This is a genomic window from Leeuwenhoekiella nanhaiensis (genome assembly GCF_002744755.1).
GTDB classification, from domain to species: Bacteria; Bacteroidota; Bacteroidia; order Flavobacteriales; family Flavobacteriaceae; genus Leeuwenhoekiella; species Leeuwenhoekiella nanhaiensis.
Genome location: NZ_KZ319296.1, coordinates 100,214 through 111,346, shown reverse-complemented (window position 1 = coordinate 111,346; position 11,133 = coordinate 100,214). Strand labels below are relative to the sequence as shown.

The 11,133-nt window shown below is 35.5% G+C and carries 13 protein-coding genes; all 13 read left to right on the top strand.

Going from position 1 to position 11,133, the window contains the following annotated elements; genetic code table 11:
* The first annotated feature begins 157 nt into the window (after positions 1 to 157).
* The 13 genes from CJ305_RS15250 to CJ305_RS15190 all read left to right on the top strand — a co-directional run bounded on the left by CJ305_RS15250 (position 158) and on the right by CJ305_RS15190 (position 11,122).
* On the top strand, positions 158 to 886 hold the full coding sequence (locus CJ305_RS15250) for a hypothetical protein (protein WP_099647155.1): 729 nt from the start codon (positions 158 to 160) through the stop codon (positions 884 to 886).
* Positions 887 to 1,045: 159 nt separating this feature from the next.
* Positions 1,046 to 1,708, top strand: coding sequence for a hypothetical protein (locus tag CJ305_RS15245; protein WP_099647154.1), 663 nt, complete (start codon positions 1,046 to 1,048; stop codon positions 1,706 to 1,708).
* 262 nt (positions 1,709 to 1,970) lie between these two features.
* A complete protein-coding gene (locus tag CJ305_RS15240) occupies positions 1,971 to 2,930 on the top strand; it encodes a ligand-binding sensor domain-containing protein (RefSeq protein WP_189319469.1) in 960 nt (319 codons plus the stop codon).
* Between the two features lie 231 nt (positions 2,931 to 3,161).
* Positions 3,162 to 3,602: a DinB family protein gene (locus CJ305_RS15235; protein ID WP_099647152.1), complete on the top strand. Its 441-nt coding sequence runs from the start codon at positions 3,162 to 3,164 to the stop codon at positions 3,600 to 3,602.
* Between the two features lie 153 nt (positions 3,603 to 3,755).
* Entirely contained in the window at positions 3,756 to 4,217 is a 462-nt protein-coding gene (locus tag CJ305_RS15230) for a Crp/Fnr family transcriptional regulator (protein ID WP_099647151.1), read from the top strand.
* A gap of 162 nt (positions 4,218 to 4,379) precedes the next feature.
* Positions 4,380 to 5,870 (top strand): alpha/beta hydrolase, encoded by a 1,491-nt coding sequence (locus tag CJ305_RS15225; protein ID WP_099647150.1) that lies wholly within the window; start codon positions 4,380 to 4,382, stop codon positions 5,868 to 5,870.
* 277 nt (positions 5,871 to 6,147) lie between these two features.
* A complete protein-coding gene (locus CJ305_RS15220) occupies positions 6,148 to 6,633 on the top strand; it encodes a hypothetical protein (protein ID WP_099647149.1) in 486 nt (161 codons plus the stop codon).
* 266 nt (positions 6,634 to 6,899) lie between these two features.
* Positions 6,900 to 7,418: a hypothetical protein gene (locus CJ305_RS15215; protein WP_099647148.1), complete on the top strand. Its 519-nt coding sequence runs from the start codon at positions 6,900 to 6,902 to the stop codon at positions 7,416 to 7,418.
* A 57-nt stretch (positions 7,419 to 7,475) separates the two neighbouring features.
* The gene (locus CJ305_RS15210; RefSeq protein WP_099647147.1) at positions 7,476 to 7,928 is read left to right on the top strand and encodes a VOC family protein; all 453 of its coding nucleotides are present in this window, start codon (positions 7,476 to 7,478) and stop codon (positions 7,926 to 7,928) included.
* An 83-nt stretch (positions 7,929 to 8,011) separates the two neighbouring features.
* Positions 8,012 to 8,749: a DUF6090 family protein gene (locus tag CJ305_RS15205; protein WP_099647146.1), complete on the top strand. Its 738-nt coding sequence runs from the start codon at positions 8,012 to 8,014 to the stop codon at positions 8,747 to 8,749.
* A gap of 39 nt (positions 8,750 to 8,788) precedes the next feature.
* Positions 8,789 to 9,583 (top strand): DUF6090 family protein, encoded by a 795-nt coding sequence (locus CJ305_RS15200; protein ID WP_099647145.1) that lies wholly within the window; start codon positions 8,789 to 8,791, stop codon positions 9,581 to 9,583.
* Positions 9,580 to 10,329, top strand: a complete 750-nt coding sequence (locus CJ305_RS15195) for a DUF6090 family protein (protein ID WP_099647144.1) — start codon at positions 9,580 to 9,582, stop codon at positions 10,327 to 10,329. The genes CJ305_RS15200 and CJ305_RS15195 overlap by 4 nt, the downstream gene beginning before the upstream one ends.
* Positions 10,322 to 11,122: a DUF6090 family protein gene (locus CJ305_RS15190; protein ID WP_099647143.1), complete on the top strand. Its 801-nt coding sequence runs from the start codon at positions 10,322 to 10,324 to the stop codon at positions 11,120 to 11,122. The genes CJ305_RS15195 and CJ305_RS15190 overlap by 8 nt, the downstream gene beginning before the upstream one ends.
* Positions 11,123 to 11,133: the final 11 nt, after the last annotated feature.

The window sequence follows — 11,133 nt, the reverse complement described above, 5'->3', positions numbered from 1 at the left end:
TAAAAAAACGTTTTACAACATTTCATAACCGCAATTACGGCGGATTCGCCTACGTCCGAATCCACTCGGAATTGCTAACGTCCGTGTCAAACCGAAAATTAATGCATACCAACCCGTAACTGACGGTTATACAAAACCCATTAGCCAACATTTGAAAATGAACAAACCGATAATAATTTTACTTCTGATTTTAACGCTTTTTAGTTGTCAAAAAAACATTGAACGGATTGACATTGCGAATACTTTACGAGGGAATACCTTTGTTATGACTTCAATCGGAGAAAAGGACACTTTGACTATAGATTTTAAGGACTCAACCTATACTGTTTTTGAAAATAGCGACAAGAATTTACCTTGGAGGATTGCATCTTTTGAAAATAACGACTTATTGGTTTTTGACGGAAGAGTAATTGCAATCAAGCAGATTGACAAGAATACTCTAAAAGGGCTTTTGATTTCCGAAAAGGACTATGAAATAACCCTTGAGAAAAGTAAAATTCAATGGAACAGAAAGTTACTGAATGGAATTTGGATTGATGAAAAAAATTATGATTTGCCCTCTAATGACAGCATAATCAAACCGCCTCCGCCACGAGGTATATCTGAAAATAATTTTCAATATCCGCCTTTTTATGAAATTAAAGGCGATACTATTTCTGCATCATATTTTTATCAAGTATCCAAATCTGTAATTGACATCAGTAATTCAACAGAATTCTTAACTCTGGAATTACAAAGTGATTTAGACAGGATTGAGAAACTATGGAAAATTAAAAAGCTGACTGACAGCTTAATGATTATAGACCGAACTATACAAAAGGGAAATAAAGAGTTTAGTTTATTAACGACAACTGAAGAAAATATAAAACTGATTAAAAAGCGTTAGCTAACACCGGTAGTCGTTGCACAAGCCACTAATTTTTATAAAACCTTACTAATTTTAACCTACTGACAGGTAGGAATTGACTTAAATGCTCTAACAAATACATAAATTACCCTCAATAACTTAATTAGACTATACCACCCGTAGGCTGCTAAATACTGAATGAAAACAAAATTATGCATACTCCCCTTATTACTACTCTGTTTTCTTGGCTGTAAAGCACAGGATCAAGTACCATCTGATTTTATTCCAAAAGGATATGTTGAATTTGAGAAATACTTTGGGGATCTAAATAAAGATGGTCTGAAAGATTGTGTTCTTATAATCAAAAAAACTGATACCACTAACATTGTCACCAATCGCTTTAACAAAAAAGTTGACCGAAATAGACGTGGAATTGTTGTTTTATTTAATAATGAGGGAGGTTTTGAACTTGCTGATAAAAACTACACTTGCTTTTCGTCAGAAAATGAAGATGGTGGAGTTTATTTTCCGCCAGAATTATGGTTTAAAATTGAAAACGAAAAACTTTACATCCATTACGGACACGGCAGATATGGGTATTGGGAATATACCTTCCGATATCAAAACTCAAATTTTGAATTAATTGGATTTGATTCAAGCAGCAATCGTGGACCAATCACAATGAGAGAAACAAGCATCAACTTCCTGACAAAAAGGAAATTAGTCAAAGAGAACATCAATGAAAATGCGGAAGGTGGAGATGAGGAATTTGAGGAAACCTGGAATACTATTAAAATAGATAGTCTAATCAAACTGTCTGAAATAAAAGATTTTGATGAATTAGATATGTATGGTTACTAAATAAAAACTACTACAAAAGATGCACTAGTAATCGTTTGGTCCTCGCCCTTTTGGAAAAATCCGCTCGAATTTTTCGCTGTCGGTTTGTTTGCTATCTTCGGGAATAGACAACGTAACAATTTTACATACAACGTGAGCTGTAACCCGATGACGAACCTACGAACTTCAAAAGATGACGATAAAATTGAACCTAATTGCATTTTTTAACCTGTTGATTCTATTGACTTCTTGTAATGGACAGGACACAAAACAACAGGTAACGTTGAACAACATTGTAACTGGGGACTCAATTACTGAACTTGGAAAAAATATTATGGTCGTTTATCAAGACCGTAAAGCTAATTTTTGGTTTGGCAGTTGGGAAGCGGGCGTCTATAAATACGATGGTAAAGGTTTAGTGAATTATACAACAGAACACGGATTGATAAACAACAGGATTGATGAGATAAAGGAGGATAATTCAGGTAACATGTATTTCTCTAGTGCAAACGCAACAGCTTCAATATCTATGTTTGACGGAAAGGAATTTACAACATTGACGGCTGTTCCGAGTGAAAATTGGAAACTTCAACCAAAAGATATGTGGTTAAAATATTCTTATGGAAATACGGGAAAAGTATATCGCTATGATGGTATTACTTTATATGAATTAAAGTTACCTAACCCACCGAATTTACCAAATCCCTTTGATGTCTATAGCATTTATAAAGACCGAAAAGGAAATCTCTGGTTCGGCACAAACCCTAGTGGAGTCTGTCGATACAACGGAAAATCATTTGAATGGATTACAGAAGAAGATGTGACTGAATTTCGAAACGAAGGAGCAAATGGTGTGCGTTCGATTTTGGAAGATAAAAACGGTGATTTTTGGTTTAATACCGAATATAGATATAGCATATACGATAGCACCACATTGAATAGCGATCAATTTTACACAAGGCATAAAAGCATCGGCGGTTTAGACGGTAAAATTGATAGCAATTTAGACGAGTATCTATCCAGTGTAATAGATGATAATAATAATTTATGGTTTGTAACTTACCTCGATGGGGTTTGGAAATATGACGGTGCGAAAATTACACATTATGCCGTTCAGGAAAATTCCAAACAGATTGCAATATTCAGCATTTACAAAGATAACGAAGGTGATCTCTGGCTTGGAACTCACGAAAATGGAGCCTATAGATTTAATGGAACAGCATTTGAAAAATTCTTGGAATAATAAATCCAAAAAAGAGTTACAGCTAACAATGGTTATCGCTGCACAAGACTCTAATTCCTATAACATTTCACTTATTTAAACCTTCCGAAGCCTTGGGATTAAGCGGTTTTTCAGTTTAGACCGTTGATAAACACTGGAGTCTAACACAAGATAGAATTGATTTAAATGCTCAACTGAATAACTATTTATCGTCAAAACCTTTAAAGCACTTGTAAATATTGGAATAGCAACATGAAAGAGTTTTTTAAAGACATATTTGAATATCATAATCACTTTAACCAAAAGCTGGTTGAACAACTGATTGAATATGAAAATAAAGTACCTGAACGGACGATTCCTCTCTTTTCTCACTCGATAAATGCCCAACAAATATGGAATGCAAGAATAACCGGAAAAGAAAAATTGGGTGTCCATCAAATACATTCACTCAAACAATGTGCTATAATTGATAATGAAAATTTTAAAGAAACGCTTAAAATAATTGATGAGCGTGAATTGGAAGAAAGAATTAAATACGAGAACTCAAGAGGAACGGAATTTGACAATTCAATCCAACAGATTTTATTTCACGTAGCAAATCATTTCAGCCATCATAAAGGACAAATCATTTCAGATTTAAGACAAAGCGGTATCGAGCCAATTGTCACGGATTATATCTTTTATAAACGATAATTAATAATTCAAACAACTAAAGCAAAATCAATACCTCGTTACGATTAAACAAAAAGATACCCAATATTAGTTCGTAACCCGTTTTGTTTTTTGAACCAAAATCAAGGTAATTGCAGCTATATGCTTTATATTGAGTAATTCGAAGAAACACTTATGAAAGAACTAATTCAGTCACAGTTAGAGTTTTCAGATAAGAGTTATGAGCTTTTAATTAGCATTGCTTCTGAAAAAGAAATGGGAAAAAATCAATTGCTTTTTTATCCGGACAAACCCACAACTAAAATAATATTCCTAAAAAAAGGACTCTTGCGGGGATATAAAATCATCGACGGTAAAGAACATACCCATCACTTTTACTTAGCCGGTTGGTTTGCAACAGATTTCCAAAGTTTTTTGACGGAAAAACAAGGCCAAATCTATATTAGTACCCTGGAAAACGCCAGTTATTTTGAATTTCAAAAAAGTGATCTCTTAAACTTGTATCGTAAATCACATCAGTTGGAGGCATTGGGTAGAATCATTGCCGAAAAAGCATATTTAGCAACGGTTGAGAAATTAGCAACTATGCAATTGCATAACCTGACTGAAAAGTATCAGCTTTTGATGAAATCATAACCTGATCTCATTCAAAGAGTACCCCAAAAATACCTGGCATCGTATTTAGGAGTTTCAGAACAAAGCCTCAGTAGAATTAAAAAACAGGCCATTTCTTAACAAATGCGAATGCATAATTAGTCACTATATACTTTGTTTGTCTAAACTCCTAAGAGCAAACTCATGAATTCTTTTAAAAATTACCTGCTTTTAATTTTTTCCATAGGATTATTAACAAATTGTTTTGGACAAAACACCTCAGATTTTAAACCCAGCTTTAAAAAATCAAAACAAACCACACATAAAATCCCGGAAGACCAGAATTATACGTTTGGCTATTTAGAAGTACTCGAAAACAGAAACAAACCCAACGGAAACCGAGTAAAACTACCCTTATATATTTTTAAAAGCAGAAGTAAGAACCCAAAACCAGACCCTGTTTTATATACTGTAGGTGGGCCTGGTTATACCTCTATGCGTGCATCTATGTATATGGAATACTACAAGTATCTTGATGACAGAGATTTGATTTTGTTTGAGCAAAGGGGTACTCAATATGCAAAGCCAAGTTTAGACTGTCCCGAATGGGCCCAGGCAGTATATGAGTCTAATCTTCGCGGTTTTGATGTTGCTAAAACAGATAGTATTCTCCAAACAGCAGCCCGGGAGTGTAATGAACGATTGCGCAAAGATGGTATTGACCTAAATGTGTACAATACAAATCAAATTGCAGCAGACATCAATGATCTTATAACTGCACTGGGCATTGAAGAATACAATTTGCTCACGATATCGTACAGCACTAAAATCAGTCAGGTTTTATTACGAGATTATCCTGAAAAAATAAGAAGTGTAGTGATGGACTCCCCACTTCCCATAGAAGTAAATTATGATGAAGAAAGTGTGCAGAACCTTTTAGAAACTGTTAGCGCATTACTTCAAGATTGTGAGCACGACAAAAATTGCAATACAGCGTATCCAAATATCAAAAACCGATTCCTAAACTATTTAGAAGAGAAAACTAAAGATCCACTAGTAGTAGAAGTTGAAAATCCAAAAAACGGAAAACCCGAGATAGTTTACTTGGAAGGCAAAGACTTAATTTCAGTTTTTAGTTCTGCCAATACTGGTGATGTACCGAATATTCCTTTTGAGATTAATATGCTCTTAAATAACGATTTATCATCAGTTAAAGAAAAACTATCGACTCTTTTCGAAGAACCTGGTAAAGGTACAGGTTTAGGTATGCGTCTATCCGTTTGGTGTGCTGAAGAAAATCCATTCAATTCTCAGGAAAAAATAAAAAGTGAAACAAGTAAATACCCGGAAGTTATGGGATTATCACCCGCCGTTTTTGATGATGAAATTTGTAAGATCTGGGGTGTTGAAAGTGTACCAAAAATTGAAAATAAGCCGGTAAAAAGTAATATTCCTGTTCTTTTAATAAGTGGGGAATATGATGAATTGACGCCCGTTAAATGGGCTAAATCAATGGCCAATAACATTACGAATAGCTTTCATTTAATTTTTAAAGGCTGGAAACACGGCCCAACTACAAACTGGAGTAATCCCTGTGCTATGCAGGCTGCAAATGATTTCTTCAACGATCCGGGTTCTAAGCCTCATCCAGAATGTTTGGCGCAAACTAAAAGTCCAGAATTTAAATTGAAGTGATATAAGATTTATCCATTACGAAATCTTTAATTGTCTTAGGTCGTGTTTCATTCTTAGAAAGAACTTTCCAAAAAAAGGTACATTTATCCCTTCAAGCGTTTACAATAGGTTTCCAGGTGTTTGTAAGTGGATGGTATTAACCTTAGCAAAGACTGCATCAGTCATAAACACATCGATCAAAAATCAGAACACACCAAAAAAAGGATTAACCAGAATTTAAAATAACTCAATAAATAGTGCTGCTTATAGCAACTACCAAGAAAACTGACGAGATAGATTGGGACTGGAAAAAACTTTATTTATAAATCATCGAATAGGCCCAAAACTAAATTGGCTTGCTATTGCCTCAAATCTGGCGCTTGTAGTTTTCATCTCAACATTGATAACCGTAATCATCACCTATTTTATAGAAGGCAAGTTCTACATAGGTTTTATTTCATTTCTTCTAAGTGCTATAGCCGCCACAGTCAAATTATATATGAGCAAGACAACAGTCTCAATCAAATTTGATGAAGACCATGAAATATTGATTATCACTCAAAAAAATGGGTTTGAAAAACTAATTTCGAAAAAAATAGCTATTGATAACAGCGATTTGAGCCCACTTTACAAAGAGTCAGGCGAGCTGGAATTTGATTTTATGAGTGCTTATAGTTATACACGAATCAGTTCAACACAAAAAGGTGTTTCAAAAAAAAATGTCCAGGTGATCTACACGCTGATGCGTGATAAATTTGGTTTAAAGGTTCGCATATTGAATTAGTTCTTTCGGTAATTTTTTTTCTACATATTTATAGTTCCCAAATTACTTCAAATATAGAATTAGACTTTTCTTATCAGCTTCATTAGGCTTATCTGCTCAAGAATGATCCTTATAGCGTTTTTTTTATTCAGTCATAGATAATATTCTAACAACTAGTCTTTCATATAAGATATTGAATATTAAATAATTATATTTAAAAGGTAAACAACACCCTACCTTTTAAGCGAGATGGTATTTCGGGTTTTAAGAGTTTACTTCCTCGTCCTATGAAAGCGATAGCCCTTACCTCCGTCGGTCTGATTCTTAGTCTCAATTCCATTTGTGCACAAACAGCTGCAGAGAAATATGCAAATGATGTCAATTCTATAGACGCAATCATCAACGCATACTACGATGTAGTTTCGGGCGCCGCTGATGAGCCCTGGGAATTTGAACGCGATGCCTTTATCCATTCAAAAAATGCCGTCATCACAAGACTTGACGAGCTTGGGAATGCAGAGTCACATGGTCTCGAAGCCGAATATATTCCGATAGGATTGTCGTCAAAAGAAGATTTTTATGAAAAGGAACTCAAAAGAGTAGCCACGCATTATGGAAATATCGCCCAGGTCTGGAGTGCGTTTGAAATTCGACCTGAACCCTATACAGAATCGAACGTAATAGGATTAAACAGTATTCAACTGCATTTTGAAAACGGGCGCTGGTTTATAGATAGCTGGACGTGTGAAATGGAATCAGAAAAAAATAATCTGGTTACTCGGTTTTTGAATGATCATTCAGATTAGCCACCCTGAAAAACCGGTTACAACACAGTTATAAACGTCTATTTAACACCAATATTTATGAAAAAAATTACTTTTCTCCTGCTTTTAATTCAGTTTTCTCCAGTCGTTTTTGGCCAGAAAAATGATTTTTCGCTTTCCTTTAATCACATCGCTTTATCAGTGAAAGATGTAGAGGTATCAGCTCAATTTTATGAGGAGGTATTGAATTTGGAACGGATTCCACTTGACCCAAAATATACCACGGTGCGCTGGATTTCATTAGGTGAAGGAAAACAATTACACCTATTATCAGATTTACAAGATACAATCAGAACCAATAAGGCGGTTCATCTCGCGCTATCAGCAACTCATTTTGATGCATTTGTTAAAGAACTCACAGCTAAAAATATTGCGTACTCCGATTTCCCGGGAAACCTCAATAAAATCAACGTCAGACCTGACGGTATAAAGCAGGTATTCCTTCAGGATCCGGATGGATATTGGATTGAAGTGAATAGCATTAAAGAGTAATACCTAAATCAAAATCTGGTCCGTACCGAAGCAAAATTGGCATTTAAATCATGTTTCTTAATGCGTTAATTAACAATTAACCTATGATCAAATTCTTTAGAAAAATACGTAAGAGGCTTCTGGATGAAGGAAAAACAAACAAGTATATCAAATATGCGATTGGGGAGATCGTGTTGGTGGTTATTGGGATTTTGATTGCACTTCAGATCAATAACTGGAATGAGGGACGTTTAGAAAATAACCGCGAAAAAATCACCATTCAAAACCTAAACACTGAATTCCGGGAAAATTTAAGGGATCTTGATTCCATCAATACTACCTTAAAACGCACCATTCGGGCAACGGAAACCATTTTTAGGAAGTTCAGAGAAGGGGAATTAGAGGAAGCAAAGGAGGTAGATAGTCTATTGCATTACGTTATTGAAAGCCCTTCCTGGAAGCCCAGTGAATTTGTATTGAACGACCTTCAAAACTCAGGAGGTCTCTCAAAACTGAACAACTCCGACCTCAAAATCCTCTTATTCCACTGGTCACGCTTTTTTAATGAACTGCAGGAAACGATGGTTCAGTCAGAAGAAACAAACATCAGCCTGATCGAATTTATACGGGATCATGGTTCACTTAGAAACATAGATACCCGGTCTGAGACCTTTCAATACGGGCCATCACAACTGGAAATGAATAATGCCTTGTTGCTCCAAAACATTCAATTTGAAAACTACATCGACGATAAACTTTACGTGCTTAAGGAGTCTGAGATTGCCTATGCCCAGGCTAAACTGTTAATGCAGAAAATACTTGAAGAAACAACTGTAGAATAAAACCTCGATCCATTTAAAAGATTAATAGACCCTCAACCCATGATTAAATTCTTCAGAAATATCCGCCACAAACTTCTTGATGAAGGTAAAACCGGTAAATATCTTAAATATGCTGTTGGCGAAATAATACTCGTGGTAATAGGTATTCTGATTGCCCTGCAGATCAATAACTGGAATGAAGACCGAAAGGAACAGGCCGAAGCAATTGCTCTTTTAAGTCAGTTACACGCAGAGTTTGAAAGCAACCGAAAGCAATTGGAGGAAAAAATGATCATACGAAATAATATGATCGCTGCTTCCTTTAAACTGCTGAACTATATTGATCACCCTGAAAAGAGGCACTTAGACAGTGTCAATTCTCATTTGGTGCAAACTCTTTTGGTACCCACCTTTGATCCTGTTGTAAATGATATTATAAGTTCGGGACGCATTCAGTTGCTGCGAAACAATAGGTTAAAAGAACTCCTAACGTTGTGGACGAGCGAGATCATACAGGTGACCGAAGAGGAAGTCGCCTGGGGCAATTACAAATTAAATTCTTACAGTCCCTTTTTGACCAAAGTGATCTCCACGAGATCTATTTTAAATCAATACTGGCAGGAAAATGCGATGGAAACCTTTTACCTGGATAAAGGAACTACTGTAAAATTCAATATAAAGAACTCGCGCGCTCCTACTGATTTTGCTAATCTATTTGAAAGCCCCGAGTTCGAAAATCATTTAGCTGTTTGCGCCACAGATGCAAAAATCGCCAACATCCAGTCATTGAGTTTAAAGAACAGGATCAATGAGATTTTAGAGATTATTACGCAGGAATTAAAAGAAAAGCAATGATCAAATTCTTTAGGAAAATCAGACTCAAATCCCTGACTGAAAATAAGTTTGGGAAATATCTTACTTACGCCACGGGCGAAATTATTCTGGTAGTAATAGGCATATTGATTGCTCTTCAAATCAACAACTGGAATGAAGACCAAAAATTAGAGGCAAAAACCCAAAATTATTACGAACAATTATTAGTAGACCTAGATAAGGATACGGCTTTTATACAGCAGATAATTTCGAAATTCGAATCACAGCGAAAAGCCTATAATTCTTATCTAAACAAGTTTGAAACCTCTCAATTGAGCCTGGAATCAATTTACGAAGAATTACTTAGCTTAAACACAGAGTCCTACGCGCTTAGCTTCAACACCAGTACTATTGAGTCACTCCAAAATAGTGGAGAAATCGTGCTTATACCGCCTCAGTTAAGAAATAAGTTGCTAGATCTTAAACGCCTGCAGCAAAAAATAACACTCGACGAAAGTCTTGACAACAGAGCCAAAACAGGAGTTACTGAACGTTTGAGCATGCTCATGGGTACCTCTAATTTTTCAAAAAGATTGGAAAATCAGGAGATCCTGAAGAAGATCTTGAATATGGAAAATAATACTTCCGGTATCATTTTGGGTTTAGAGGCCGTTCAGAATTGGATGGACTTTTCGGAACGGAAGTCTATCCAACAACTCAAAATACTATTGGAAGAAATAAAACGCGTTAAAGAACTTATTCAAAAAGAACAAAAGCAATATGATTAGGCTTTTTAGAAATATTCGAAAAACTATGCTCAATCAGGGCAAAACTTCCAAATACCTCAAATATGCCTTTGGAGAAATTGTATTGGTAGTTATTGGGATTTTGATTGCCTTACAGATCAATAACTGGCACGCCAACCGTACAAAAAGCCAGCAGGAAGCTGTTTATCTGAAAAATCTGAAACGGGATTTATATCAGCAACTAAAAACAATAGAAGCGCAAATCAACTTTGAAAATAGTATCAATAAAATTGCCACTCCTATTTTAGAGAATTACAAAACACATCAAAGTTTTAATGTAGACAGTACCTTCACAAGTCATATAGGTCTGCTTACCGGGCGGGTTACATTTGTAAAAAATGCCCCCACCTACACCGAACTTATCTCATCCGGCAATCTGGACATCATTAGTAACGATGAACTAAAAGATGAAATTATCAGGTACTATGAAGAGATTGAACGAACCGAATTGATCATTAATAAAAACAACAATCTGTATACAGATGCGGTGCTGATTCCACAGGTCATGGCATTGTCTGAAATGCAAATGATTGGCGATTTGGGACTTGAGATTCTAAAGGACTTTGACAAAGATCAGAGCACAACTTTTATAGATCTTAATGAGCCCCGACTAAAGGAGATCACAAAAGCACAATTAGCCATCCCCGGAAATGAATTAAAATTGATTAATAGTATAAACTTTAAGAATTTCCTGGCTATTGTACACCGGCATATTCTGGAAAAGCACAAGGAACAAACGGAAATTCTATTACAGCATCTGGAAGCAATACCTTAACTATGATTTTA

Excerpts from the sequence above, each read along its gene's own strand:
- CJ305_RS15250 (WP_099647155.1), top strand. The coding sequence starts at position 158 with ATGAACAAACCGATAATAATTTTACTTCTGATTTTAACGCTTTTTAGT.
- CJ305_RS15245 (WP_099647154.1), top strand. The coding sequence starts at position 1,046 with ATGAAAACAAAATTATGCATACTCCCCTTATTACTACTCTGTTTTCTT.
- CJ305_RS15235 (WP_099647152.1), top strand. The coding sequence starts at position 3,162 with ATGAAAGAGTTTTTTAAAGACATATTTGAATATCATAATCACTTTAAC.
- CJ305_RS15230 (WP_099647151.1), top strand. The coding sequence starts at position 3,756 with ATGAAAGAACTAATTCAGTCACAGTTAGAGTTTTCAGATAAGAGTTAT.
- CJ305_RS15225 (WP_099647150.1), top strand. The coding sequence starts at position 4,380 with ATGAATTCTTTTAAAAATTACCTGCTTTTAATTTTTTCCATAGGATTA.
- CJ305_RS15215 (WP_099647148.1), top strand. The coding sequence starts at position 6,900 with ATGAAAGCGATAGCCCTTACCTCCGTCGGTCTGATTCTTAGTCTCAAT.
- CJ305_RS15210 (WP_099647147.1), top strand. The coding sequence starts at position 7,476 with ATGAAAAAAATTACTTTTCTCCTGCTTTTAATTCAGTTTTCTCCAGTC.
- CJ305_RS15205 (WP_099647146.1), top strand. The coding sequence starts at position 8,012 with ATGATCAAATTCTTTAGAAAAATACGTAAGAGGCTTCTGGATGAAGGA.
- CJ305_RS15200 (WP_099647145.1), top strand. The coding sequence starts at position 8,789 with ATGATTAAATTCTTCAGAAATATCCGCCACAAACTTCTTGATGAAGGT.
- CJ305_RS15195 (WP_099647144.1), top strand. The coding sequence starts at position 9,580 with ATGATCAAATTCTTTAGGAAAATCAGACTCAAATCCCTGACTGAAAAT.
- CJ305_RS15190 (WP_099647143.1), top strand. The coding sequence starts at position 10,322 with ATGATTAGGCTTTTTAGAAATATTCGAAAAACTATGCTCAATCAGGGC.